Annotated in this window: 22 protein-coding genes; 14 read left to right on the top strand and 8 right to left on the bottom strand. The window is 73.1% G+C overall.

Annotation, left to right across the window (positions count from 1 at the left end):
• Nucleotides 1–30 precede the first annotated feature (30 nt).
• On the top strand, nt 31–1710 hold the full coding sequence (locus OG990_RS25435; protein ID WP_406077404.1) for a phospho-sugar mutase: 1680 nt from the start codon (nt 31–33) through the stop codon (nt 1708–1710).
• A gap of 61 nt (nt 1711–1771) precedes the next feature.
• Here the strand turns inward: OG990_RS25435 and OG990_RS25440 are convergent, their stop codons facing one another.
• Nucleotides 1772–2449 carry a GPP34 family phosphoprotein gene (locus OG990_RS25440; protein ID WP_328423431.1) on the bottom strand — a complete coding sequence of 226 codons (678 nt, stop codon included), beginning with the start codon at nt 2447–2449 and terminating at the stop codon, nt 1772–1774.
• A 74-nt stretch (nt 2450–2523) separates the two neighbouring features.
• Nucleotides 2524–3156, bottom strand: coding sequence for a uracil phosphoribosyltransferase (upp, locus tag OG990_RS25445; RefSeq protein WP_328423429.1), 633 nt, complete (start codon nt 3154–3156; stop codon nt 2524–2526).
• A gap of 133 nt (nt 3157–3289) precedes the next feature.
• Between upp and deoC the strand changes: the two genes are divergently transcribed.
• From deoC to OG990_RS25495, 10 genes are all read left to right on the top strand, one after another.
• A complete protein-coding gene (gene deoC / locus OG990_RS25450; RefSeq protein ID WP_406077405.1) occupies nt 3290–4249 on the top strand; it encodes a deoxyribose-phosphate aldolase in 960 nt (319 codons plus the stop codon).
• A 6-nt stretch (nt 4250–4255) separates the two neighbouring features.
• On the top strand, nt 4256–5686 hold the full coding sequence (locus OG990_RS25455; RefSeq protein ID WP_406077406.1) for an aldehyde dehydrogenase family protein: 1431 nt from the start codon (nt 4256–4258) through the stop codon (nt 5684–5686).
• Entirely contained in the window at nt 5679–6503 is an 825-nt protein-coding gene (locus OG990_RS25460; protein ID WP_406077407.1) for an aldehyde dehydrogenase family protein, read from the top strand. The genes OG990_RS25455 and OG990_RS25460 overlap by 8 nt, the downstream gene beginning before the upstream one ends.
• Before the next feature lie 314 nt (nt 6504–6817).
• Entirely contained in the window at nt 6818–7276 is a 459-nt protein-coding gene (locus OG990_RS25465; RefSeq protein ID WP_328423421.1) for a BlaI/MecI/CopY family transcriptional regulator, read from the top strand.
• A 6-nt stretch (nt 7277–7282) separates the two neighbouring features.
• Nucleotides 7283–8188 (top strand): M56 family metallopeptidase, encoded by a 906-nt coding sequence (locus OG990_RS25470; RefSeq protein ID WP_406077408.1) that lies wholly within the window; start codon nt 7283–7285, stop codon nt 8186–8188.
• A 284-nt stretch (nt 8189–8472) separates the two neighbouring features.
• On the top strand, nt 8473–9723 hold the full coding sequence (locus tag OG990_RS25475) for a cytochrome ubiquinol oxidase subunit I (RefSeq protein ID WP_406077409.1): 1251 nt from the start codon (nt 8473–8475) through the stop codon (nt 9721–9723).
• Between the two features lie 10 nt (nt 9724–9733).
• Complete coding sequence (locus OG990_RS25480) at nt 9734–10741, top strand: cytochrome d ubiquinol oxidase subunit II (RefSeq protein ID WP_406077410.1); 1008 nt, start codon at nt 9734–9736, stop codon at nt 10739–10741.
• The gene (gene cydD, locus OG990_RS25485) at nt 10738–12414 is read left to right on the top strand and encodes a thiol reductant ABC exporter subunit CydD (protein ID WP_406077411.1); all 1677 of its coding nucleotides are present in this window, start codon (nt 10738–10740) and stop codon (nt 12412–12414) included. The genes OG990_RS25480 and cydD overlap by 4 nt, the downstream gene beginning before the upstream one ends.
• Nucleotides 12411–14246: a thiol reductant ABC exporter subunit CydC gene (gene cydC, locus OG990_RS25490; RefSeq protein ID WP_406077412.1), complete on the top strand. Its 1836-nt coding sequence runs from the start codon at nt 12411–12413 to the stop codon at nt 14244–14246. The genes cydD and cydC overlap by 4 nt, the downstream gene beginning before the upstream one ends.
• Nucleotides 14247–14314: 68 nt before the next feature.
• Nucleotides 14315–14989, top strand: a complete 675-nt coding sequence (locus OG990_RS25495) for a permease prefix domain 1-containing protein (RefSeq protein ID WP_406077413.1) — start codon at nt 14315–14317, stop codon at nt 14987–14989.
• A gap of 13 nt (nt 14990–15002) precedes the next feature.
• Here the strand turns inward: OG990_RS25495 and OG990_RS25500 are convergent, their stop codons facing one another.
• Nucleotides 15003–15347 carry a helix-turn-helix transcriptional regulator gene (locus OG990_RS25500; protein WP_328423409.1) on the bottom strand — a complete coding sequence of 115 codons (345 nt, stop codon included), beginning with the start codon at nt 15345–15347 and terminating at the stop codon, nt 15003–15005.
• A gap of 200 nt (nt 15348–15547) precedes the next feature.
• Here OG990_RS25500 and OG990_RS25505 point away from each other — a divergent pair, with 200 nt between their 5' ends.
• Together OG990_RS25505 and OG990_RS25510 are read left to right on the top strand one after the other, a co-directional pair.
• Nucleotides 15548–16498: a DNA primase gene (locus OG990_RS25505; RefSeq protein WP_406077414.1), complete on the top strand. Its 951-nt coding sequence runs from the start codon at nt 15548–15550 to the stop codon at nt 16496–16498.
• A gap of 39 nt (nt 16499–16537) precedes the next feature.
• Nucleotides 16538–18937 (top strand): transposase, encoded by a 2400-nt coding sequence (locus tag OG990_RS25510; protein WP_406081877.1) that lies wholly within the window; start codon nt 16538–16540, stop codon nt 18935–18937.
• A 232-nt stretch (nt 18938–19169) separates the two neighbouring features.
• Here the strand turns inward: OG990_RS25510 and OG990_RS25515 are convergent, their stop codons facing one another.
• From OG990_RS25515 to OG990_RS25530, 4 genes are all read right to left on the bottom strand, one after another.
• Nucleotides 19170–19763 (bottom strand): ATP/GTP-binding protein, encoded by a 594-nt coding sequence (locus tag OG990_RS25515; RefSeq protein ID WP_328423405.1) that lies wholly within the window; start codon nt 19761–19763, stop codon nt 19170–19172.
• Nucleotide 19764: 1 nt separating this feature from the next.
• The gene (locus tag OG990_RS25520; RefSeq protein ID WP_030329021.1) at nt 19765–20142 is read right to left on the bottom strand and encodes a DUF742 domain-containing protein; all 378 of its coding nucleotides are present in this window, start codon (nt 20140–20142) and stop codon (nt 19765–19767) included.
• 98 nt (nt 20143–20240) lie between these two features.
• A complete protein-coding gene (locus tag OG990_RS25525) occupies nt 20241–20645 on the bottom strand; it encodes a roadblock/LC7 domain-containing protein (RefSeq protein WP_007455462.1) in 405 nt (134 codons plus the stop codon).
• The gene (locus OG990_RS25530; protein ID WP_406077415.1) at nt 20642–24229 is read right to left on the bottom strand and encodes a nitrate- and nitrite sensing domain-containing protein; all 3588 of its coding nucleotides are present in this window, start codon (nt 24227–24229) and stop codon (nt 20642–20644) included. The genes OG990_RS25525 and OG990_RS25530 overlap by 4 nt, the downstream gene beginning before the upstream one ends.
• 193 nt (nt 24230–24422) lie before the next feature.
• On the opposite strand from OG990_RS25530, the gene OG990_RS25535 reads away from it, so the two are divergent.
• Entirely contained in the window at nt 24423–25025 is a 603-nt protein-coding gene (locus tag OG990_RS25535) for an ATP-binding protein (protein WP_328423400.1), read from the top strand.
• 4 nt (nt 25026–25029) lie between these two features.
• On the opposite strand, the gene OG990_RS25540 is transcribed toward OG990_RS25535, so the two are convergent.
• Nucleotides 25030–26109, bottom strand: coding sequence for an adenosine deaminase (locus tag OG990_RS25540; protein WP_355602404.1), 1080 nt, complete (start codon nt 26107–26109; stop codon nt 25030–25032).
• Nucleotides 26110–26208: the final 99 nt, after the last annotated feature.

Here is a 26208-nt window from a genome sequence, read left to right on the forward strand (position 1 = left end):
CGGTGATCCGCCGCCGTGCTATCAAGGGGCATGGCGGCGGACACCACTGACATCGACGACATTCGCGAGCAAGCCCGGCGCTGGCTCGCCGACGACCCGGACCCGGCCAGCCGGGATGAGCTGACGGCAGTGCTCGACCGGCTGCCGGCGAGCGCCCCGGAGTTGGCCGACCGGTTCGCCGGGCCGCTGACCTTCGGCACCGCGGGCCTCCGCGGCCCGCTGCGCGCCGGCCCCAATGGAATGAACCTCGCCGTGGTCACCCAGGCCGCCGCTGGCCTGGTCGGCTGGCTCGCCGCCCAGGGCGGCACCGGCCCACTGGTGATCGGGTACGACGCCCGGCACGGCTCCCGCGAGTTCGCCGAGCGGACGGCCCAGGTGGCCACCGGTGCCGGCCGGCCGGCGCTGCTGCTGCCCCGCCCGCTACCCACCCCGGTGCTGGCGTACGTGGTGCGCCAGCTCGGCGCGGTCGCTGGCGTGATGGTCACGGCCAGCCACAACCCACCGCAGGACAACGGCTACAAGGTCTACCTCGGCGCCGAGCTGGGCGGGGAACTGGGCGCGGGAGCGCAGATCGTGCCGCCCGCCGACGCCGGCATCGAGGCCGCCATCCGCGCGGTCGGCCCGCTGACCCAGGTGCCGCTGGGCCAACCCGGTCAGGTGCTCGGCGACGACGTGGTCGCCTCGTACGTCGAGCGGGCCACCGCGGTGATCGCGCCGGACGGGTCACGGGACCTGACGGTGGCGTACACCCCGCTGCACGGGGTGGGCGCCGCGGTGCTCACCGCCGCCTTCGCCCGCGCCGGCTTCCCGGTGCCCGGTGTGGTGCCCGATCAGGCCGAACCGGACCCGGAGTTTCCCACCGTGTCATTCCCCAACCCGGAGGAGCCGGGAGCGGTGGACCGGCTGATCGCGTTGGCCGACTCCACCGGTGCCGACCTCGCCATCGCCAATGACCCCGACGCGGACCGCTGCGCGGTGGTGGTCCGCGACGGCACGAGCGACGGCGGGCAGGGCTGGCGGATGCTGCGCGGCGACGAGGTGGGCGTACTGCTCGCCGACCACCTGATGCGCCGCGGGGTGACCGGGCTCTACGCCACCACCATCGTCTCGTCGTCACTGCTCCGGGCGATGTGCGCGGCCCGGGGGCTGCCCTACGACGAGACGCTGACCGGCTTCAAGTGGATCGTCCGGGCCGGCGGCGGGAGCGCGCCGCTGGTCTACGGCTACGAGGAGGCGCTCGGCTACTGCGTCGCCCCGGAGCACGTACGCGACAAGGACGGCATCACCGCCGCGCTGACCGTGGCCGAACTGGCCGCCGGCCTCAAGGCGCAGGGTCGTACGCTGACCGACCGGCTGGACGAGCTGGCCGCCGAGTTCGGCGTGCACCACACCGACCAGCTCTCCGTCCGGGTGGACGACCTGCGGGAGATCGCCCGAGCGATGGCCCGGATCCGCGCGGCCACCCCGACCACGCTGCTGGGCCACCCGGTCGACAGCACCCAGGACCTGCTGCCGGAGGCGGACGTGGTGATCCTGCGCACCGGGGCAGCCCGGGTGGTGATCCGGCCGTCCGGCACCGAGCCGAAGCTCAAGGCGTACCTCGAGGTGGTCGAGCCGGTCACGGACGGTGACGTCGCGGCGGCCCGGACCCGCGCGCAGGCCGCGATCGCGCAGCTCCGCACCGAGATCGCCGCCGCCCTCGGCCTCTAGTGCGAGGAAGGGCCCCTTGCCGACGCCTGGTGCGTGGGCAAGGGGTCCTTTCGTGTCGGGGTCAGGCGCGCTTGCCGAGGGCCTGGTCGACGGCCTTCGCCAAGGCGGCGACGACCAGGCCGACCGAGGGGCGGACCACCGAGTCGTCGGTGCTCACCTCGCCGGAGAAACCGGCGCCGGTGGCGATCTCCGCCAGCCGGCGGCGGGCGTCCGCGGCGGCCTCGCCGGTCACCCCGAGCGCCGATTCCATCCGGAGCACCACGACCAGGGTGGCCAGCGCGGCGGTCCGCTCGTCCGGTGCGGCCACGCCGGTCAGCGCCTCGGCCAGCCGCAGCCGGGTTTCCGCCTCGACGGACGTGTCCACCACCGGGTAGCGGTGCACGTGGATGAAGCCCAGCTCGGTCTCGTCGATGTCCCGGACCACGCCCTGCCGGCACAGGTCACCGAGGATCCGGTCGCGCAGGCCGTGCCGCAGGCGCTGCACCCACGAGGCCGGGGTGTGCGGGGTGTCGGCGGCGATCCGGCCGAGCACCTCGTCGGTGACCGGCTCGCCGGTGGGCGTCGGGTCGACCACGGTCAGGGACCCGTCGGCGTACGCGATCCGGCCGGCCAGGGCCAGCTCGACCAGGACCGCGGCGGCCATGCCCAGGTCCAGGCTGATCCGCGGCATGGTCGCCTTGCCGGTCGTGTCGTCGTAGGCGAGGAGCAGCAACTCCTCGGCGAGCGCAACACCAGTCATGGCCGGAGACGGTAGCGGGTCCGCGCACCACCGCGCGCGAACCCGCCGGACCCGGCACCGACCGGGGTAACGCGTCAGAAGCGGGGCATGCCGCCGAACTGGCGGTCGCCAGCGTCACCGAGCCCGGGGACGATGAACTTCCGGTCGTTGAGCCCCTCGTCGATCGAGGCGGTGACCAGCCGCAACGGCAGGCCGGAGCGTTCCAGCCGCTCGATGCCGACCGGCGCGGCCAGCACGCAGAGCACGGTGATGTCGGTGCAGCCCCGATCGGCCAGCAGCCGGCAGCAGTGCTCCAGCGAGCCACCGGTGGCCAGCATCGGGTCGAGCACCAGCACCGGCAGCCCGGACAGCTCCCGGGGCAGCGACTCCATGTACGCGCGCGGCTCGTAGGTCTCCTCGTCGCGGGCCAGGCCCACGAAGCCCATCGAGGACTCGGGCAGCAGGCCGAGCGCGGCGTCCGCCATGCCCAGGCCGGCCCGCAGCACCGGCACCAGCAGCGGCGGGTTGGCCAGCCTGGTGCCCACGGTGGCGGTGACCGGCGTCTGCACCGGGTACCGCTCGACGGGGAAGGAGCGCGCCGCCTCGTACACCAGCATGGTGGTCAGTTCGTGCAGCGCGGCCCGGAACGTCGAGGAATCGGTGCGCGAGTCCCGCATGGCGGTCAGCCGAGACTGGGCCAGCGGGTGGTCAATGACGTGTACGTCCACGATCGCTCAACCTACCGGTCCGTCCGGCGTGGCGGTGCGGCTGCGGCCGGACCAGCGACGCCGCTCACGCCGGCGCGTCACCGGGCGGGCGTGAGCAAGATCACTCAGTGGTCCCGTGCGTAGACTTCTCGGCATGACGGCGACAACGACGTCGGCCCGGTCGGAGCTCTCCGAGCTGGGACGATCCGAGACCGCTCTGCGGACCTTCCTGCACGGCCTGCCCGGCGTGGACCAGGTCGGCGCGGAGCAGCGGGCGGCACAGCTCGGCACCCGCTCCATCAAGACCACCGCGAAGGCCCAGGCGATCGACCTGGCCATCCGGATGGTCGACCTGACCACCCTGGAGGGGGCGGACACCCCCGGCAAGGTGCGCGCGCTGGCCGCGAAGGCGCTGCGCCCGGACCCGGCCGACCCGTCCTGCCCACACGTCGGCGCCGTCTGCGTCTACCCGGCGATGGTCCCGTACGTCGCCGAGGTGCTGCGCGGCAGCGGAGTGCACCTGGCCAGCGTGGCGACCGCCTTCCCATCGGGCCAGGCGCCGCTGGAGATCAAGCTCGCCGACACCCGGGCCGCCGTCAAGGCCGGTGCCGACGAGATCGACATGGTCATCAACCGGGGCGCGTTCCTGGCCGGGCGGTACAAGGAGGTCTACGACGAGATCGTGGCCACCAAGGAAGCCTGCGGGGACGCCCACCTCAAGGTGATCCTGGAGACCGGCGAGCTGGCCACCTACGACAACGTGCGTCGGGCCTCCTGGCTGGCCATGCTGGCCGGCGGCGACTTCATCAAGACCTCCACCGGGAAGGTCCCGGTCGCCGCGACGCTGCCGGTGACCCTGGTGATGGTGGAGGCGGTCCGCGACTTCCGGGCCGCCACCGGGCGGCAGGTCGGCGTGAAGCCGGCCGGCGGCATCAAGAACACCAAGGACGCGATCAAGTACCTGGTGATGGTCAACGAGACCGTCGGCCCAGACTGGCTCGACCCGGACTGGTTCCGCTTCGGCGCGTCCAGCCTGCTCAACGACCTGCTGATGCAACGCACCAAGCTGACGACCGGCGCCTACTCCGGTCCCGACTACTTCACCCTGGACTGATAGCCGATGTTCGAATACGCACCCGCCCCCGAGTCCCGCTCGGTGGTGGACCTCAAGCCCTCGTACGGGCTGTTCATCGACGGTGAGTTCGTCGACCCGACCGACGGCGGCAGCTTCAAGTCGATCAACCCCGCGTCCGAGGAGGTGCTGGCCGAGGTATCCGAGGCCGGCACGCAGGACGTGGAGCGCGCGGTACGCGCCGCCCGCAAGGCGTACGAGAAGGTCTGGGGTCCGATGCCGGGCCGGGACCGGGCCAAGTACCTGTTCCGGATCGCCCGGATCATCCAGGAGCGCTCCCGCGAGCTGGCCGTGCTGGAGTCGCTGGACAACGGCAAGCCGATCAGGGAGTCCCGCGACGTCGACCTGCCGCTGGTCGCCGCGCACTTCTTCTACTACGCCGGCTGGGCCGACAAGCTGGAGCACGCCGGCTTCGGGTCGAACCCGCAGCCGGTCGGTGTCGCCGCGCAGGTCATCCCGTGGAACTTCCCGCTGCTCATGCTGGCCTGGAAGATCGCCCCTGCCCTCGCGGCGGGCAACACGGTGGTGCTGAAGCCGGCGGAGACCACCCCGCTGACCGCGCTGCTCTTCGCCGAGATCTGCCAGCAGGCCGAGCTGCCGGCCGGCGTCGTCAACATCATCACCGGCGCCGGTGACACCGGCCGGACGCTGGTCGAGCACCCCGGCGTGGACAAGGTCGCCTTCACCGGCTCCACCGACGTCGGCCGGGCCATCGCCCGGTCCGTCGCCGGCACCCGCAAGAAGCTCACCCTGGAGCTGGGCGGCAAGGCCGCCAACATCGTCTTCGACGACGCACCGATCGACCAGGCCGTCGAGGGGATCGTCAACGGCATCTTCTTCAACCAGGGGCACGTCTGCTGCGCCGGCTCCCGGCTGCTGGTCCAGGAGAACGTCGCCGACCGGGTGCTCGAGTCGCTGAAGCGGCGGATGGCCCAGCTGCGGGTGGGCGACCCGCTGGACAAGAACACCGACGTCGGTGCGATCAACTCCGCCGCCCAGCTGGAGCGGATCCGCGAGCTGTCCGACGCCGGCTCGGCCGAGGGCGCCGAGCGGTGGTCGCCGCCGTGCGAGCTGCCCGACCGGGGCTTCTGGTTCGCGCCGACCATCTTCACCGGGGTCACCCAGGCGCACCGGATCGCCCGCGAGGAGATCTTCGGCCCGGTGCTGTCGGTGCTCACCTTCCGCACCCCGGCCGAGGCCGTGGAGAAGGCCAACAACACGCCGTACGGGCTGTCGGCGGGGATCTGGACCGACAAGGGTTCCCGGATCCTCTGGATGGCCGACCGGCTGCGCGCCGGCGTCGTCTGGGCCAACACGTTCAACAAGTTCGACCCCACCTCGCCGTTCGGCGGGTACAAGGAGTCGGGCTACGGTCGCGAGGGCGGCCGGCACGGGCTGGAGGGCTACCTCAATGTCTGAGCGGGTCGCGGTACGCAAGACGTACAAGCTCTTCATCGGCGGGAAGTTCCCGCGCAGCGAGTCGGGACGGTCGTATCTCGTGCAGTCCTCGAATGTGTCACTGGCCTCCCGCAAGGACGCCCGGGACGCGGTGGTCGCCGCCCGCGCCGCCGTGAAGGGCTGGGCCGGGGCGACCGCGTACAACCGGGGTCAGATCCTCTACCGGGCCGCCGAGATGCTGGAGGGTCGCCGCGAGCAGTTCGTGGCCCTCGGCGTGCCGGGCGACGAGGTGGATGCCGCGGTGGACCGCTGGGTCTGGTACGCCGGCTGGTCCGACAAGCTCCCCCAGGTGTACGGCGGCGCCAACCCGGTCGCCGGGCCGTACTTCAACCTGTCTTCGCCCGAGCCGACCGGCGTGGTCGCCGTCGTCGCCCCGGAGCGCCCGGCGCTGCTCGGCCTGGTCAGCGTGATCGCACCGGCGATCGTCACCGGTAACACGGTGGTGGTGGCGGCGTCCCCGACCGAGCCGCTGGCGGCGGTGACGCTGGCCGAGGTGCTGGCCACCTCCGACCTGCCCGGCGGGGTGGTCAACATCCTCACCGGCAGGATCACGGAGACCGCGCCGACGCTGGCCGCCCACATGGACGTCAACGCGATCGACCTGACCGGGGTGACCGACGCCGAGCTGGCGGCCGAGCTGGAGGTCAGGGCGGCGGAGAACCTCAAGCGGGTGCTCCGGCCGGCCCCGGCCGACCACGACTGGTCCGTCGACCCCGGCCTGGCCCGAATGACGAACCTGCTGGAGACGAAGACCGTCTGGCACCCCAAGGGGGTGTGATCGGTCGGTCCCGGCCGTGGGGTTTCGGGGGGGGGAGCCCGCCCGCTCCGGGCGGTCAGGCTTGATCCCTCCGCAGGCGGGCTCCCCCCGAAACCCTGACCTGGGCCGGGCCCGCCCGGGTATTCGATCTTGCTGGCCGGTGCCTCCTGTGGGAGTCACCGGCCAGCGGTGTATCCGGTCGACCGACCACGCCGGTGATCATGGGGTTGGCGAGAGGATCGATCTCGCCCGACCCAGCCAACCTGGTGATCGTCGGTGGCGGGGCGGGTGACCTCTCGGGGTGGCGGATCTACTACCGGGGGTAGGATTGCGGAGTGACTCGGTTGGGCGATCTTGAGCGTGCGGTGATGGACGTGCTGTGGGACGTGGTTCCCGGCACGTCGGACGGAGTGACCGTGCGCGAGGTGGCCGACGCGCTCGACGGCCGCGAGCTGGCGTACACCACGGTGATGACCGTGCTGGACCGGCTCGCCGGCAAGGGCATGGTGCAGCGGGAGCGGGAGGGCCGGGCCTGGCGGTACCGGCCGGCGGCCAGCCGCGAGGCGCACATCGCCCAGCTCATGCTCGACGCCCTCGACCTGGGCGGCAGCCGGGACGCCGCGCTGGTGCGCTTCGCCCGCTCGGTCACCGGCACCGAGGCCGAGGTGCTGCGCGCGGCCCTGGGGAGCGAGGCCGGGCTGACCCGGCCCGCGCCCACCGAAGGGGCCGAGCTGACCGACCGGGTGGACGGACCGGCGGGCCGGCGGGCAGCCGACGAGGCAGCGGAGCGGTAGGGCGCCATGGCGTACGCCGCGCACTTCGCCGCCACCATGCTGGCCTGCTATCTGACCGCGCAGGTACTGGCCCGGTCGACCTGGACGTGGCGTAGCCCTCGGGTGGCGATCATCTGCTGGCAGGCCGTCGGGTTGGCCCTGGGCCTCTCCGCGATGGGCCTGCCGATGGCGCTCGGAGTGAGCGGGTACGACCTGCCGACCGGCAGCGCACTGCTCGCCCTGACGACCGACCTCGCTCACGGCACCCTGCCGGTCGGGGAGACCGCCTTCCACCTGGCCGGTGTGGGCGTGGGCTTCGGCATCGGGGCGGTGCTGGTCACCACGACCGTGCGCAGCATCCACGGCACCGTACGCGCCCAGCGCCGCCACCGGGACCTGCTCACGCTGGTCGCCCGGGACGACCCGGCCGCGCCCGGCGCGCTGGTGCTGGACCATCCGAGCGCCGCGGCGTACTGCCTGCCGGGGGTGAAGCCGCAGGTGGTGGTCAGCGCCGGCACACTGACCCTGCTGGACCGGGCCGAACTGGCGGCGGTGCTCAGCCACGAGCGGGCGCACGCCCATGAGCGGCACGACCTGGTGCTGCTGCCGTTCACCGCGCTCTGCCGCGCGTTGCCGTGGTTCCGCTGGGTCCGTGACGCACACGAGCGGGTCGCCCTGCTGGTCGAGATGCGCGCCGACGACAAGGCACGCGAGCTGCACGCCGAGGCACCGCTGGCGGGCGCGCTGCGCCGGTTCGCCGCCGCCGGCCACCGGATCACCCCGGCCGGGGCGCTGGGCATGGGCGATCGGGACCTGGACGTACGCGTGCAGCGCCTGCTGGTCAGCGACCAACCGCCCCGGATCCTCGGCGCCGCGGCCCTCGCGGTCGCCAGCACGCTGGTCGCCCTCCCGATCAGCCTCTTCCTGAACTGACCCGCACCCGCGCCCGCGCCCACTGCACCGCACACCGCGCGACTTCGCGCCGCGCCGCCGTGCCCGTGCCTGCACCCATTCAAGATCGCGCTAGATCCAGGATGTAGTGGCCTCTCGGGTCCGTGAGGCCACTACATCCAGGTTCGAGCGCGATCTTCCCCGAACCCCAGAACTACTACGTCCTGTCGTAGACTGTCTTACGACAGGACGTAGTAGTTAATGTGTAGCCAAGCTACGTGTAGGGTGGCTATGACAAGGGAGCCAACGCTTACGGAGAGCCGGCCATGGACACGCTGCTCCTCGCTCGCCTGCAGTTCGCCACCACCACCTCGATCCACTTCCTGTTCGTGGTCGTCACGCTCGGGCTGGTCACCCTGCTGGTCGGGATGCAGACCGCCTGGGTGGTCACCGGCAACCCGACCTGGGAGCGGCTCACCCGGTTCTGGGGTCAGCTCTACGTGATCAACTACGTGCTCGGCATCGCCACCGGCATCGTCATGGAGTTCCAGTTCGGGCTGAACTGGAGCGGCCTGTCGCGCTACGTCGGCAACGTCTTCGGCGCACCGCTGGCCATCGAGACACTGGTGGCGTTCTTCCTGGAGTCCACGTTCCTCGGCATGTGGATCTTCGGCTGGCACCGGCTCCGCAAGGGCGTGCACCTCGCGCTGCTCTGGGGCGTGGCGCTCACCGCGTACGCCTCGGCGTTCTGGATCATGGTGGCCAACTCCTGGTTGCAGCATCCGGTCGGCTACGAGGTGCGCGACGGGATCGCCCACCTCACCGACTTCGGCGCGCTGCTCACCAACCCCAGCCTCGGCATGGCCTTCGGGCACGTGGTCTCGGCGGCGTTGCTGGTCGGCGGGATGCTGATGGCGGCCATCAGCGCCTGGCACCTGATCCGGCGCACCCCCGACTTCGCGCTCTTCCGCACCTCGCTGCGGATCGGCCTGGTCACCGCAGCGGTGGCGATCACCCTGGTGCAGGGCTTCGGCTTCGCCCAGTTCGGCCCGGTCGGCGCGGTGCAACCGACCAAGTTCGGCCAGGGCCCGGAGGCGCAGGCGCTGATCGCCGAGTGGACGGCCCGGTTCGGCCCCGGCGACTACACCCCACCGGTGCTGGCCAGCGTCGGGCTGGGCTTCATGATCCTGATCGGCTTCACCCTCGGCTGCGTCTGGTTCCTGCTCCCCCTGCTCTACCGGGACTGGATCATCCGACTGCGCTTCCCGCTCTGGCTGGTCCTGCTCGCCCTGCCGCTGCCGTTCGTCGCGGTGATCCTCGGCTGGATCTCCCGGGAGGTCGGCCGTCAACCCTGGGTGGCGTACGGGCTGCTCCCCACCGAGCAGGCGGTCTCCCCGGTCGGCGCACCGGTGATGCTCGCCTCGCTGATCGGCTTCAGCCTGCTGCTGGGCACCCTCGCCGTCACCAACTGGGTCCTGCTCGCCCGGCACGCGGCCCGCGGCGCGGGCGACCCGCCGCTCGGCCGCCCGCCGGCAGTGCCGCACGAGCCGTCCCAGCCCGAACCCGCCCTCGCCTGAGGAGATCTCCGTGGACCTCGCCTGGTACGCCCTGCTCGGCCTCTTCTTCTGCGGGTACCTGGTGCTCGCCGGGTACGACTACGGCGTCGGGCTGCTGCTCGCCCGGGGTGGTGGTCCGGCCGGGCGGCGGGCGACGCTGACCGCGCTCGGCCCGTTCTTCCTCGGCAACGAGGTCTGGCTGGTCGCTGCCATGGGCATCCTCTTCGGTGCCTTCCCGGTACTGGAGGGCGAGTTGCTCTCCGGGTGCTACCCGGCCGTCGCCGGCGCGCTGACCGGAGTGATCCTGGTCACCGCCGGGGTGCAGCTTCGCAGCAGACCGACCGACGAACGGATTCGGGCCCGTTGGGACCGGGTCGTGGTGGTCGGCAGTGCGCTCGCCGCGCTGGGCTGGGGTGTGCTGCTGGCCGCGCTGCTGCAGGGCATGCCGCGGCAGGCCGACGGGCACGTCGCCGGGGTGTCGCATCTGGCCACCCCGTTCGCGGCCACCGCCGGGCTCACCATGGTCGCCCTGGTCGCGGTGCACGGTGCGACCTTCCTCACCCTGCGGCTGCCGGCCGCCGACGCCGCCGCGGTCGGCCGGTTGGCCCGCCGGCTGGTACGGGTGGCGCTCACCGCGGTCGCCCTGGCCACCGTCGTGGGCCTGCTCTCCGCCCGGGTACGCGACGCCGTCCAGCGGCCCGCAGTGGCCGTACTCCTGCCGGTGCTGCTGGCGGCGGCGCTGCTGGTGGCCCGCGCGGCGCTGACCAGGCATCGGCCGGGGTGGGCGCTGATCGCCACCGGCGCGGCCCTGGCGCTGCCGGTGGCGCTGGTCGGCGCGGCCCTCTGGCCCTACGTGCTGGTGTCCACGACCGACCCGGACGCCTCGCTGACGGTGGCCGACGCCGCCGCCAGCGCACCGACGCTGCGGCTGCTCGGCTGGGTGGTGCTGCCCCTGCTGCCGGCCCTACTAGGCTTCCAGGCAATGTGTTGGTGGGTTTTCCGGGGACGGACCGACGGCAGGGCACCGGTGTACTGGTGAACCGCCGTCCCTTCGACCCGCGTCTGCTGCGCCGGGTCCCCGAGGCCCGGCGTGATCTTGCCGTGCTCGCCCTGCTCGGCGTGCTCGCCGCCGGGTTGATCGTCGCGCAGGCCACCGCGCTGGCGACGGTGCTGGCCACGGCCTTCGACGGGCGGCTGGACCGGCCGGCGCTGGCCGGCTTCGTGCTCACGGTCGCCGCCCGTTCGGCGTTGGTCTGGGCGCAGGGCACGGTCTCGGCGCGGGTCGCCGCCACGGTCAAGGCCACGCTGCGGGCCGACCTGCTCGGCGCGGTGGGCCGGCACGGGCCGGCCTGGGTGGCCGGTCAGCGGGCCGGTCAGCTCGCGACCCTGACCGGGCGCGGGCTCGACGCGTTGGACGCGTACTTCACCGGGTACCTGCCGCAGTTGGTGCTGAGCGTGACGGTGCCACTGGCGGTGCTGGCCCGGGTCGTCCTCGCCGACTGGAGCTCGGCGGTGATCATCGCGCTGACCCTGCCGCTGATCCCGGTCTTCGGCGCGCTGCTCGGCTGGCAGGCGCAGGCCGCCACGGAGCGGCAGTGGCGCCGGCTCTCCCTGCTGGGCGGGCACTTCCTCGACATGGTCGCCGGGCTGCCGACGCTGCGCGCGTTCGGGCGGGCCCGGGCGCAGACCGAGGTGGTCCGCCGGATGGCCGACGGGCACCGGGTCGCCACCATGAAGACGCTGCGGATCGCGTTCCTCTCCGCGCTGGTGCTGGAGCTGGTCGCCACCCTCTCGGTGGCCCTGGTCGCGGTGCCGGTCGGCATCCGGCTGCTGGGCGGCGGCCTGGCCCTGCAGACCGCGCTGCTGATCCTGCTGCTCACCCCGGAGGCGTACCTGCCGCTGCGGGCCGCCGGCAGCCGCTTCCACGCCAGCATGGAGGGGCTCACCGCGCTGGACGAGGCGCTCACCATCTCCGCCGCGCCGGCCGCACCCCGGGCCGCCGAGGGCGCGGCCACTCCGGACGGCCGGGGCGAGGTCCGGTTCGAGTCGGTGACCGTGGCGTACGAGCGGACCACCGCACTGCACGACGTGACCCTGACCGTCCGGCCCGGCGAGCGGATCGCCATCATCGGGCCCAGCGGCGCCGGCAAGAGCACACTGCTCGGCCTGCTGCTCGGCTTCGTGACCCCGACCAGCGGCCGGATCACGGTGGGCGGGGTCGACCTCGCCGCCGCCGACCCGGACGCCTGGCGCAGGCAGTTGGCCTGGGTGCCGCAACGGGCCCACCTCTTCGCCGCCTCACTGGCCGACAACATCCGGCTCGGCGCGCCGGACACCCGGCCCGAGGCACTCGCCGCCGCCGTACACGACGCGGCCCTGGACGACGTGGTGGCCGGCCTGCCGGACGGGCTGGACACGCTGCTCGGCGAGCGCGGGCATGGCCTGTCCAGCGGGCAGCGGCAACGGGTGGCCCTGGCGCGGGCGTTCCTCCGGGACGCCCCGGTGGTGCTGCTCGACGAGCCCACCGCCCGGTTGGACACCGCAGCCGAGGCCGTGGTGCTCGACGCCACCCGCCGGCTGGTCGCCGGGCGGACCGCGCTGCTGGTCGCGCACCGGCCGGCGCTGCTGGCCGACGCCGACCGGATCCTGCGGATCGAGGACGGCCGGGTCACCGAGCTGACGCCCGAGCCGACCGGGAAGGTGACCCGATGAGCACGGCACCCGATCCCCTGGCGGCCGGGCCGGGCCCGCTGGACGCGATGCCGGAGTTGGCGGCTGGCGCGGCACCGGCCGGGCGGGCGACCGCCGAGCGGACGGTGCTGCGGCTGGCCCGGCCGTACCTGAGCCGGCTCGTCGGCGCAGGGCTGCTCGCCGCTGCCACCGAGTTCGCCGGGCTCGCCCTGATGGCCACCGCGACCTGGCTGCTGATGAGCGCCGCCGGCCAGCCGCCGCTGGACCGGCTCACCGTGGCGATCGTCGCGGTCCGGGCACTGGCGATCAGCCGGGGCGTGTTCCGCTACACCGAACGGCTCGCCGGGCACGACGCCGTGCTCCGCATGATCACCGACGTTCGGGCCCGGGTCTTCGCCACCCTCGCCGCCCGCCGCACCGCCGGGCACCGCTCGGGGGACGTGCTGAGCCGGCTGGTCTCCGACGTCGAGGCGGTCCAGGACCTGCTGCTGCGGGTGCTGGTGCCGGCCTCGGCGGCAGCCCTGGTCGGGTTGTTGGCGGTGGGCGGGGCGGCGCTGATCTCGCCGCCGGCCGCCGGTGTGCTCGCCATCGGCCTGCTCGTGGCCGGGGTGGCGCTGCCCGTACTGGCCACCGCGGTCACCCGGCGTAGCGCGGCCGAGGTGGCCCCGCTGCGCGGCGCACTGGCCACCGACGCGATCGACCTCACCCACGGCGCCGCCGACCTGGCCGCGTTCGGCGCGACCGACACCGCTCTGCACGCCGCCGAGCAGCGGGCCGGACGGCTGGCGCGGCTGGAACGCCGGCTGGCCGCCACCGGGTTCGCGGTGGACGCGGCGGGCGTTCTCGTCGCCGGCCTGACCGCTGCCGCGGTGGTGCTGGTCGCGCTCGCCGCCGACGTGCGGGGCGTACTGATCGGCGTGCTGGCCGTCGGCACCCTGACTGCCGTCGAGGTGGCGCTGGCCCTGGTCGCGGCGTCCCGCCAGTGGACCCAGCTACGGGCCGCCCTGACCCGCGTTGCCGCCCTGCTCGATGCGGACGCACCGACTCCCCCGGCCGCCGATCTCAAGCCGGACGGCGTGGACCCGGGCGGCCCGCACGAGCTGCGCTTCGTCGACGTGACCGTGCGGTACCGGGCCGGTGCCGCGCCCGCGCTGGACCGGGTGAGCCTGGACCTGCCGGCCGGGCGGCGGATCGCGGTGGTCGGCCCGAGCGGCGCCGGCAAGAGCACCCTGGCGGCCGTGTTGACCGGCGCGGTCCGGCCCGCGTCCGGCCGGGTCACCCTGGACGGCCACGACCTGTCGGCGTACTCCCAGGAGGAGCTGCCCCGCGCGGTCGGCGGGCTGCTCGCCGAGGCGTACGTCTTCCACGCCACCGTGCGGGAGAACCTGCTGCTCGGCCGGGCCATGGCGGACGACGAGGAGCTGACCGCGACGACCGCCGCCGCTGGCCTGCTGGACTGGGTACGCGCCCAGCCTGCGGGTTGGGACACCCTGGTCGGCGAGGAGGGCGCCCAGCTCTCCGGCGGCCAGCGGCAGCGGCTCGCGCTCGCCCGGGCCCTGCTCGCCGCGCCGTCGGTGCTGGTGCTCGACGAGCCCACCGAAGGGCTGGACCCGGCCGCCGCGGACGCGGTGCTCGCCTCCGCCCTCGCCGCCACCCCCACCGGGCACTCGGTGTTGCTGATCAGCCACCGGCTCAGCGGGCTGGCCGACCTGGACGAGATCGTCGTCCTCGACGGCGGCCGGGTGATCCAGCGCGGCCGGCACGCCGAGCTGATCGCCACCCCCGGCTGGTACCGGGACCAGTGGCTGCTCCAGGCGGCGGCCGAACGCGGGTATCTGGCCCTCGCCCCCTGACCGGCCTCCGGGACCGACCAGGGTTTTCCCGGACGTCCGCGCACCGACGTCCGTGGCAGGGTGGTGCCATGCCGCGCTGTGAGGACGTGTTGGTGGAGGAGCACCTCCGGGAGCTGGCCGCCCGGTTGCAGGGGCCCGCGCGGCTGAAGACCGACCTGCTGACCGAAGCCCGGCACGGGCTGCTGGACGCCGTCGAGGCGTACCGCGAGGACGGGGTGCCGCCCACCGAGGCGCAGCGGCGGGCGGTGGCCGAGTTCGGCACACCGGCGCAGTTGCTCCCCTCCTGGCAGGCCGAGTTGGCGGTGGGTGCGCTGCGCGGGCTCTCGCTGCGGATGCTGGCCGTGGCCGGGGTGCTGGTGGTGGCGGGCGACCTGACCTGGAGCGGGGCGGCCTGGAGCGATGGCCCGCGCCCGCCGGCCGTCTACCTGCTGCTCTCCGCCTCGGTCGACTGGATCTGGATGGGCGCGCTGCTGTTCGCGGTGGCCGGTCTGCTGGTGGTGGTGGCGAGCGGCCGGTCCGCCCGGCCGGGCCTCGTGGTGGCGCAGCGGGCGGTGGGCGCCGGCCTGACCGGCACCCTGGTCCTCGGCATGCTGGCCGGCGGCGCTCTCTTCGCCTGGTCGATCGGGCTCTGGGACGCGGCGCTGAGCTGGCCGCCAATGATCATCGGCGCGGTGCTGATCAGCGCCGCCTACTTCTCGCTGACCCGCGCGGCGCGCGGCTGGTTGCGGGCCACCGCCCGCTGAGTCGGCGGGCGGCTCAGGCCGGGGTGCCGGGAGGTGGGCTGCCCGGGTCGAGGAACTGGCCGACCGTCGTGCGGAACTCGCGCCAACCCGCCCGCTCCCCGGCCAGCGCCCGCCGGCCGGGGTCGGTGAGCTGATACGTCCGCCGCTCCCGGCCGTTGACCGTGCTCCAGGTGCTCGCCACGTGCCCGGCGCGCTCCAGCCGGCGCAGAGCCGGGTAGATGGTGCCGGTGGGCAGGTCGAGGTTGCCGTCGCTGCGCGCCCGCAGCGCCTCGATGATGGCGTAGCCGTGCAGCGCGCCCTGTTCGAGAACGGCGAGCAGCAGTGCGTCGAGGTGGCCGTGCAACGCCTGGGCCTTCATGCGTAGCAAGGCTACTTGTCCGACGGCCGGTCCGCCACCGGCAGCCCCCGGAGACGCCGGCGGTAACCTGTGGCTGCCGGCGCTGACCCGGAGGCCCGAACCGGTGCACCGCCCGGCCTTCGGGGTGCGGGCACCGGCCACCCAGACCCGCCGACTAGGGTATGTGCCCAGAGTCACTCGCCGGTCGGAGACGCCGGCGGGTGGGCAACCCGAAGCACACGGAGGTCAGCGTGGCCCGCCAGTCGCCCCAACGGCCCGACGCCGACGAGCCCGAGCTCGACGACACCACCGGCCCGGCCGAGCCAGACGAGACCGGCCGCGCGTCGACGCCGGCCGACCGGTCGCTCTGGGACGAGGTGCGGATCGACCCGGTGGAGATCGCCCTGCCCGCCGGCACCGGCTTCACGCTGCGGGCGTACCGGACGGCGGGGGAGCTGACCCCGACCGACGTGACCGAGCGGGACCAGGACGACCCGTTCCTCGCTCGCCGTCAGGTGGTCGAGGAGGAGGACGACGAGACCGTCGTCATCCTCGACGAGGAGTTGGCCGAGGAGTTCGCCGAGAGCGACGAGGAGGAGCCGTCGCGCCGTCGCCGCGACGGTGCCACGGACGCCGACGCGACCAAGGACGACGAGGACGAGGACGTCGCCAACGAGGCGGACGACGAGGAGGTGCCCGCCTTCCTCAGCCACCGGGGCAAGCTGCTGCTGTTCAAAACCCCCGAGTCGTTGGTGAGTTTCATCCGATCCGGCGCGCCCAACGATCTGTCCCAACTGGACAGCTGGAATGAATTGGCCGAACGGGTAGAGCCGGCCGATATCGCGCCGCTGGAAGAGGACACCTACGAGCTCGACCTCGTGGTGGAGAACCTGCGCGGCGGGCACGACAGCTGGGATTCGACCCTGCTGATCGAGGCTGGTGAGGTCGCCCGTGACCTGTCGTACGCGTTGCGGCTGCCTGCGGTGTTGGACATGCTCTCCGCCGGGTCCAGCCTCGACGATCTGGACGAGGCGCTGCGGGCCACCGTCAACGGTGGGATCGGCGGTTTCATGGGCCGACGGCGGCTGAAGAAAATCGGGGCACAAACCGCAAGTCTGGGTTGGCGCACCATTGTCGGCAAGATCTCTGCGGTCGTGGACTGGCGCGACTGACCCGTACCGGGGAGCATCAGTTGCTGGCAGAGGAAAGACCTGTCCCGGGAGGAGGACGACGCCGTGGCGCTCGTGCGCGTGTACTGCGGTCTGGCCTCGGCGGACCCGGCTGATCGATCGGCCTCGGCCGGTTCGACGCTGACGTCCGCTGTGGTCGACGACGCAGGCCGTCTGCTGCATGTCTGCGAGATCGGCGACGACCCGGCTGGCTACGCCCAGCTCGTCGCGCTACTCGTGGAGCGGTCGGGCGGGCCGAGCGGTGCGGCCATCGCCGCCGACAGCGACGACCACACGGTCACCTCGCTGTTGAGCGCGGCGGGTCGGCCCCTGGCGATCGCCGACGACGACTCGGTGGACGACTTCGCCGAGCGGTTCGCCGACGACGACTCCCTGGAGGAGATGCAGTCGCCGCCGGCCGAACGTCGGGCTGTCGGCCTTGCCCGCGCGTTGCAGGCCGGCGCGCTCTCCGCGGTCACCCTGCCAGCACCGCGGGACCTCGCCGGCTACAAGCAGGTGCTCTCCGCGCACGCCGCGCTGGCCAGCGGTCGTCACTCCGCCGCCGTGGCCCTGCGCGAGGTGCTGCGCGAGCTCTACCCGGCGGCGCTGCGCGCGTACCCCGATCCGGCCGAGCCGGTCTCGCTGGCGGTGCTGGACGCGCTGCCCGAGCCGGGCATGCTCGGCGGCACCGTCGCCCGGGGCCGCGAGGTCTCGGTGGCGGCCGACGCCATCGCCGCGCACCTCGCCGCGGACGGGGTGGCCGACGCCGACGAGATCAACGATGCGGTCACCGCGTTGCGGGTCGCCATCTCCGAGACGCCGCGCCGCGCCGCGGTGAACCGGGCGCTCACCTCAGCGGTGGCCGAGACGGTCCGGCAGGCGGTCGCCTCGGTGCGCGCCTGCGACGCCGGTTGCGAGGCTCTGGTGAGCGCGCTCAGCTCGCGGGTCAGCACTCCCGCACCGGCGCCCGGCCGCCGGGCCGCCACCCGTCGTGGCGAGTCGATCAGCGACCTGGCCGGCATGGCCAACACCAGCACCGGGTTGCGGACGGTCCGGCCGACCTCGGCCCCGGCCGCCGCCGAGCCCGCACCCACCGGTGGTCGGCGCAGCCGCCCCGAGCCGGTCCCGGGCGGCGCCCCGCTGGCGTCGCCCCGCCCACTCGGGCCGCCGCCGGTCGCACCGGCTCCGGTCACCCCGCCGCCGGTCGCGCCCGCTCCGGTGGCCCCGGCCGCGTTCGCCGGCCCGCCGGTGTCCGCCCCGCCCGGGCGAGCCGAGTTCGGCCCGAGCCGGATCGACGGTCCGACCAACCGGCCGGTCTCCTCGCCGCCGCCCCCGCCTCCGGGGATCACGCCGATCGCACCGGCGCAGCGCGGCACGGTCCCGCCGGCCGAAGCCGGCGAGCCGTTCCGGCCGACGCTGACCACCGCCGCGATCAACAACGCGCGGGCCGAGCGGCAGCGCACCGTCATCCCGCCCCGCCCGAAGACCAACGGCCAGCCCCGCCCGAACCACCTGCAGCGTCCGGTCGAGGAGCCGCCCACCGGCGGGTTCAGCGCCACCGACCTCAGCATCCCGGTGCCCATCCCCCGGCCCGACCAGGAGTCGGCAGCGCCGGGCTCCCGGGCCAACTGGCCGCTGGTCAACAACCCGGAGGACCCGGCCGACAGTTCGCCGAACAACCCGGCCGCCTACTCGTACGGCGGCGGCCGTGGCATCGACGCCCCGACCGACCCGGGTCGCGCCGACGGCCGCGTCACCCCGCCCTGGCTGGCGGACGACCTGCCCCAGGAGCCACCCATGCTGCGGCTGGTGGAGCCGCCGCCGCTGGCCGATCGGGCGCTGCGCGAAGGGCTCAACCCGTCCGCCGACCCGCGCCTGGAGACGCCGCCGCTGCGGTTGGTCGACGCGGAGCAGGCCGCTCGCAACAGCCGCCCCGCAGCCCGCGCCGAGCGCGCTCCCGAGCACCGGCCGGCGCCCCCGGTCGAGCACCGGCCACCGCCGGTAGCAGACGAGGGCGACGGTGACCTCCTGATCTTCGCGCAGGCCAAGTCGGCCTGGTTCGTCGGGCAGCCCGAGGAATCCGACCTGGACTGGTCGACGAAGGCCGACACCGGGTGGCAGGCCGCCGAGCAGGCCGCCCGCCCCGCGGTGGGTGCCGAGACGACGGCCGGGCTGCCAAAGCGGGTGCCGCAGGCCAACCTGGTCCCGGGTTCCCCGCTGCGCGAAGAGCGTCCACTGCGGATAGTTCGTGACGCTGCGAGCCTCGCCGAGAACACCACCGGCTACTTCCGCGGTTGGCGCCGCGGCCAGGAGATCGGCGGGTTCGCAGTGGGCGGTCGGCCGGGTCGCGAGGCCGCTGGCGGCTGGGACTTCAGCCGCGACCACGGCGACCGCGATGACGACCGGGAGTACGAGTACCGCTCCGCCGGCTACCAGTCCTGAGCACTGTCAGCCACTCCGACTGACGGCGCAGCGACACAAGCGCAGACCGACGACAAACGTCCGGGGTGAGAGGTCTCACCCCGGACGACGTCTATGTAAAGACCTTGGAAGGGGCCTGCCCCTCCAGGGGTCGGATCCTTCCACGATCTCCGACGGTCGCGCACCGACCGGTCCTGGACAGCATTTAGCGCCCGGTGGCGGCCGAAGCTACCACCGGGCGCTGATCGCCCGATCAGGCCGGGGCGACGGCGCGCGTACGACGCATGGTGAGCACGTACTCGACCAGCGAGATCAGCACGTGCTTCGTCGACTCCCGGTTACGGGCGTCGCAGGCCACCACCGGCACGTCGCTCGAGATCGCCAGCGCGTCCCGAACGTCCTGCGGGTCGTGGTACTGCATCCCGTCGAAGCAGTTGATGGCCACCAGGTACGGAAGCCGCCGGTGCTCGAAGAAGTCGATCGCCGCGAAGCAGTCGGCCAGCCGGCGAGTGTCCACCAGCACGACCGCACCGATGGCGCCCCGGACCAGTTCGTCCCACATGAACCAGAATCGGGTCTGACCCGGCGTACCGAACAGGTACAGGATCAGGTCACGATCGATCGAGATCCGGCCGAAGTCCATGGCCACCGTGGTCGTCGTCTTGCCCGGCACCTGCCGGGTGTCGTCGACGCCCACGCCGGCGGAGGTCATGATGGCCTCGGTGGTCAGCGGCGTGATCTCCGAGACCGAGCCGACCAGCGTCGTCTTGCCGACGCCGAATCCACCGGCGATAACGATCTTCGCCGACGTCACGCGCGCGCTCGGGTTCGGCGGGCGGTGCGACATGTCAGAGCCTGCGAAGTCCACTCAGCACCCTCTCCAGCAGTTCAGTGCCCACCGCGTCGTCGGAGTCGTCCAGGATGGTCGGCTCGTGGACTGCGACCAGGCCGTCCGTCGCCATGTCGGCGATGAGCACCCGGGCCACACCGAGCGGGAGCTGCATCCGCGCCGCGATCTCGGCGAGCGATTGCACGCGTCCGTCACACAGCGCGGCGATGTACTGGTGTTCGCGGCCCTGGCCGCCGTTGCCATTGGCAGCGGCCCGACCGCGCACCGTCGTCTCGACGAGCGCCTCCAGCGCGATGTCGAGCCGGGGACGGGTACGACCACGGGTAACGGCGTATGGACGGACCAACGCTCCGGTCGGTTCGTCACGATCGGCCATGTCGCCGGTCACCTCCTTCGTACCCCGTACCGGCTCCCACCGGTGACACCCGTCGTTGTTGTCGTTGCAGTTGCGCCGACCTCACGATCGGCGCGACGTCAGCCCAGCATTCCCGCGGCCGCACGCGGCTGCGGGGTCAAGGCGTCGCCCACCCGGTCGACCAGCAGCGCCATCTCGTAGCCGACCTGCCCGACGTCAGAGCTGCGGGCGGCCAGTACGGCGAAGGACGAGCCATCCGAGATGGACATCAGGAACAGGAAGCCATTGTCCATCTCCACGACGGTCTGCAGTACGGCGCCTCCCTCGAAGCAGCGAGCCGCCCCCTGGGTCAGGCTGACCAGACCGGACGCGATCGCGGCGAGCTGGTCGGCCCGGTCCCGTGGCAGATCCCGTGACGACGCGAGGAGCAGGCCATCCGCCGAGACGGCGACCGCATGCGCGACACCGGGAACCCGGTCGGCGAAGTTGGCCAGCAGCCAACCAAGATCCTGCGTAGTTGTCATCCTTCTTGCTCCTTCTGCCCGCTCCCGGCCGCTGAGCCTGAGCCAGACTGCGAGGATTGCTGCCCTCCCGGAGTCGCCTCCGGGCTGGTCGGGTTGTCCGAGGTGCTACGCCCTCGCTGCACGCCCCGGTGGTAGGCGGAGAGCAGGCCACGGACCGCCTCCGGGGAGCGCCGCTGGACCGAGGTGGTGGGCTTCTCCACCGCGCCTGGCACCAGCTGCGCCATCGGCTTGCGCTTCGGCAGACCGGTCGTGGTGGTCTCGCTCACTGGCGCCGTGCTGGCCGCTGCCGTGGCGGCACGCCAGCCGTCGTCGGCGGCGGTCTGCCAGCCGTTGGTCTGCTGCGGTTGGGGCCGGCGGGTCGGCAGGCTCTCGGCGAGGCTGGGGCGAGCGCCCCCGTTCGCTGTAGACCCGTTGTCCCGCGGCGCTCCTCCGGCCGTCGGAGTGTCTGCCATCGGCGTGTTACCTGTCGTCCCGGGTGGTGTCTTGTGGACGGCCCGACCGCTGGCCTCGACCGTAGCGAACTGCTGTGTCGCGGTGCCGCCGTTCGCCGCCGGCTGGGCTGCCGGGGCCGCCGCCTCATCCGTACCCGGCCGGCGGGTACGGAACCAGGCCGACTCGAGCTCCCGGAAGATCGGCAGCTCCATGGTCTCGTCCGCGTACCGCTGCCTGTTCTGGGCCTGCGGCTGGCGCGGCGCGGGCCGGCTCTGCGCCGGTGCCGGCGGGGTCGGTGCCGGCGGCTGGGCCGCGGCGGCCGACTGCTCGGGTCGTTGCACCCGTGGCAGTTCCGTCGTCATGTCCAGGGCGGCGGCGAGCCGCTCGGGAACCGGCGGGGTCGCCGCGTCCCGGTCGCCACCCGGCACCGGCGGCCAGGCCGGCGGTGCGGGAGCGCTCGGCGTCGACGCGGGCGGGGCGGATCGGGGCGCGAAGCCGCTGAACGACTGGCCGGAGGCCGGTGGCGCCGAGTACGGCTGACCGGACGCCGGGGTGGCCGAGACCGGCGACGCGGACACCGGAGGACCGGCGTACGGCTGCCCGGAGGCCGGGGCGGCGGACACCGGCGAACCGGTGTACGGCGCACCCGAGTACGGCTGCCCGGAGTACGGCTGGCCGGAGGCTGGCGAGGCGGAGACCGGCGCACCGGAGTAGGGCTGGGCAGAGACCGGCGGCAGTGGCGGCGCGGAGACCGGCGGCGGCGAGTACGGGCGCGTCTCCGGGCTGCTGGGCAACTGCCTCGGGATGGCCTGCTGCTGACCGGTGTTCTGGGGCTCGTCACCGGACCGGCGCTGCGGCAGCGGGTCGATCGGCTGGCCGTTGGCCGTCCGCGGGGTGAACCCGTCCCCGCCGTTCGTCCCGGCCGCACCGGTCAGGTCCGACCAGGCCGGCATCGAGCGGTACGCACCGGTGTTGGCGGGGGTGCCGGCGCCGTTGCGCGAGGCCGGATCGAACGGGCGACCGCCCAGGGTGACCTGGTTGCCGGACTCGCTCGGGCGAGGGCCGTTGCCCAGTGCGGGCAGCGCGCCGAAGGCCGGCGCGGGCCCACCGTGCTGCTGCGGGCCGCCGGCAGCCGGCAGCGCCGGCGGCTGCTGCACCCGGCCGGAGAGCGCCCGGGGCACCAGCACCGAGGTCGGCAGGGTCACGTCGGCGACCGTGCCACGGTCACCGCCGGGACGCAGCTCGACCCGGACCCCGTGCCGGGACGCCAGCCGGGCGACCACGACCAGGCCCATCATTCGGGACACGGCCACGTCCACCTGCGGCGGCGTGGCGAGCCGCTCGTTGAGCTCGTACAGCTGCTCGCGGCTGATGCCGATGCCGCGGTCCTCGACGTAGAGCGAGGCACGGTCGCCGACCCGGCGGGCCTCGACCATCACCTGCGAATCCGGCGGGGAGAACGCGGTGGCGTTGTCGAACAGCTCGGCGACGAGGTGCACCAGGTCGTTGACCGCGTGTGCGGCGACCTCGATGTCCCGGTCGATGACACCGAACTCGATCCGGGTGTAGTGCTCGACCTCGGACTGCGCGGCGCGCAGCACGTCGATGAGCGCAGCCGGCTCGCGCTGGACGCGGGTGGAGTCGGCGCCGGCGAGCACCAGCAGGTTCTCGTCGTTGCGGCGCATCCGGGTGGCCAGGTGGTCGAGCTGGAACAGCTCGGCCAGCCGGTCCGGGTCTTCCTCGCCGCGCTCCAGCCGGTCGAGGTGACCGATGAGGCGGTCGACCAGGATCTGCGATCGGCGGGCCAGGTTGACGAACATGGTCGCGACGGAGGCGCGCAGCGCCGCCTGTTCGGCGGCCGTCCGGACGGCCTCCAGGTGGACGGCGTTGAACGCCTCGGTCACCTGGCCGAACTCGTCCTTGCTGCGGACCGGCAGCGGCTCGGCGATCTGGTTGGCCAGCTGCACCGGGGACAACTGCCCGACGACCTGCGGGTCGCGCAGCCGGGCCACCGCCTGCGGCAGACCGTACTGGGCGACGGAGAGGGCGCCCTGCCGCAGCTCACGCAGCGAGCGGGCCATCGAGCGGGCGACCAGGTAGGCGAAGAGGATGGCCAGCAGCAGCATGCTGAGCAGCAGGCCGGTCTCCAGGAACACCTGGCGCTGGACGTCCGAGCGCAGGTTGTCGGCCTCGGCGACCACGTCGCGGTCGAGCTTCGTCTCGACCGAGCGGATCAGCTTGGCGTTGGCCGTCATGGCCGAGTCCCACTGGTCCGGACCGAAGATCGCGCCGCGCATGTCGCCGGTGGTGTTGCCGTCCATCCAGCCGATGTAGTTCTGCGCCTCGCGACGGTCACCGCCGGCGATCGTCTGATCGTGGAACGCGGCCTCTTCAGGGGTGGCGACGGCCTTGAAGCTCTGCTCCGCCTGCTGCTGGCCGGTGCCGCTGGCGATGTAGTCGGTACGCAGCACCGGGGTCAGCTGCTTCTGGTCCAGTGCGCGGTGCACGACGACCCGGCGTACGGAAAGGAACTCCTTCTCCCGGGCGACGGCCGCAGCGGCTCGCATCCGGTCGCTCAGCTCGTTGTTACCGGCGAGCTGGGTGGCCGACTCACGGATGGCGAGCAGGTTGTTGATCAGACCCTCGTACGCCTGGACGGTCTCGGTGAGCTTGAGCTTGCTGTTGTACACCTGGCTGCGGGCGCCCGGCAGATCCTTCAGGTCCTGGTCGATCTGGTCGAGCAGGCCCTCCAGGCTGGCTGGCAGGTCCTCGATCTCGGCCCGCTGTTGCAGGTAGGGACCCTTCGCCTGGTCGACCCGGGAATTCACCCGGTTGTAGGCCTCCTGGTACTGCGCCTTCGGCTGCAGCCCGTCCGCCGCGGACAGCAGCACGGCGGCCGTCCGCTCGTCCTGCAGCGTGTCGACCAGGTCACCCGAGTAGCTCGACAGGTTGGCCAGGTCGCCGGCCCGGTTGGCATTGTTGAGGGTCTCCAGGTGGTCGACCAGACCACTGGTACCCACAACGACCGTGGCGATGGTCGGCACGATCATGATGAGACCGAGCTTGGACCAGATCGGCATGTCCCGGAGCCGGCTGGCCGGCCGGCGCAGCCGCGACAGGAAGGAGCCCGCCGTCTTTGGCCGTTTGCTCACGTCACCGCCCTCGCGATTACAGCTTCAGCGCGTTGCCCCGGGCAACGCCCAGCGACCGACCCGGCGGGTCGGACCCCCGAGATTCCACCATGTCGCCCGGCAAGAAGAAAGCCCAGGTTGTCACCGGCCGAATGTGTGATGAGATGTTGATACGATTTGATAGCAGTCCGTCTGGCCGGAGTAACTGAAGGTAATGGAACATCCGCACCGCGTTGTCCTGCTCGCCGGCCCTTCTGGCTCCGGAAAGTCCTACATAGCACAGCAAACCGGCCTACCGGTGCTCTGCCTGGACGACTTCTACAAGGACGGCGATGACCCTACGTTGCCGCACCGAAACGGTCAGGTCGATTGGGAATCACCTGAGTCGTGGGACGCCCTGACCGCGGTGGAGACGATTGCCCGCCTCGCCCGCGAAGGTCGGGCGGAAGTGCCGGTTTATGCGATCGGCGCAGATCGACGGGTGGCCACCCGGCCATTTGACGTCGCCGGATCGCCACTTTTCGTGGCCGAAGGGATCTTCGCCGCCGAGATTGTCGAGGAGTGCCGGCGCCGAGGGCTGCTCGCTGGCGCGTACGCGCTGCGCCGCCCGCGCGGCGCGACCTTCCTACGCCGGTTGGCCCGCGACCTGTCCGAGCAGCGCAAAGCGCCCCGCGTGCTGGTTCGACGCGGCGTGGCGCTGCTGCGCGCCGAGCCCGCGGTGTTGCGCCGGCAGACCGGGCTGGGTGCGGAGGCGGCCCGGGCCCGGGAGGTGCTGCACCGCGTGGCCGGCCTGCTCGCCGGACACCCGCGCGGCTGACCGGTCAGGGCAGCAGCTTGGCGTACGCCGGCTTGATCACCTCATCGATGATCCGCAGCCGCTCGTCGAACGGGATGAAGGCGCTCTTCATCGCGTTGATGGTGAACCACTGCAGCTCCCGCCAGCCGTAGCCGAACGTCTCCACCAACAGCGCCATCTCCCGAGACATCGAGGTGCCGCTCATCAGCCGGTTGTCGGTGTTCACGGTGACCCGGAAGCGCAGGTCCCGCAGTAGGCCGATGGGATGGTCCGCGATCGAGTCCACCGCACCGGTCTGCACGTTCGACGACGGGCACAGTTCCAGCGGGATCCGCTTGTCCCGGACGTACGCGGCCAGCCGGCCGAGCACCGGCACCCCGCCCGGGGTGATGTCGTCGACGATCCGTACCCCGTGGCCGAGTCGGTCCGCGCCGCACCACTGGATCGCCTGCCAGATCGACGGCAGGCCGAACGCCTCGCCGGCGTGGATGGTGAAGTGGAAGTTCTCCCGCTGGAGGTACTCGAAGGCGTCCAGGTGCCGGGTGGGCGGGAAGCCCGCCTCGGCGCCGGCGATGTCGAAGCCGACCACCCCGCTGTCCCGGTGCCGCACGGCCAACTCGGCGATCTCCTGCGAGCGGGCCGCGTGCCGCATCGCGGTGAGCAGAGTGCCCACCCGGATGCTCAGACCCGCCTCGACGGCCTGGGCGGTGCCCTCGGCGAACCCGCCCAGCACCGCCTCGACCACCTCGTCCAGGCTCAGGTCCTGTTCGAGGTGCTGCTCCGGGGCGAAGCGCACCTCGGCGTAGACCACGCCGTCGGCGGCCAGGTCCAGCGCACACTCGCGGGCCACCCGGCGCAGCGCCGGCGCGGTCTGCATGACCGCCACGGTGTGCGCGAACGTCTCCAGGTAGCGCTCCAGGGAGCCCGAGTCGGCCGCGTCGACGAACCAGCGCCCGAGCGCCTCCGCGTCGGTGGTGGGCAGTTCGTGGCCCACCTCGGCGGCCAACTCGACGATTGTCGCCGGCCGCAGCCCGCCGTCGAGGTGGTCGTGCAGCAGCGCCTTCGGGACCTTGACGATGTCCTCGTAACGGATTGTCGCGACCATGCTCAGACCCTAGTCGGCCGCACCGGGCCGGCCGACGGGACCGGCACGGACCGGTGGTCGGTGCGCCGCCCCGCCGGCACCAACTTCCGCACCATTCCG

It is taken from the genome of Micromonospora sp. NBC_00858 (genome assembly GCF_045207365.1).
GTDB lineage: Bacteria > Actinomycetota > Actinomycetes > Mycobacteriales > Micromonosporaceae > Micromonospora.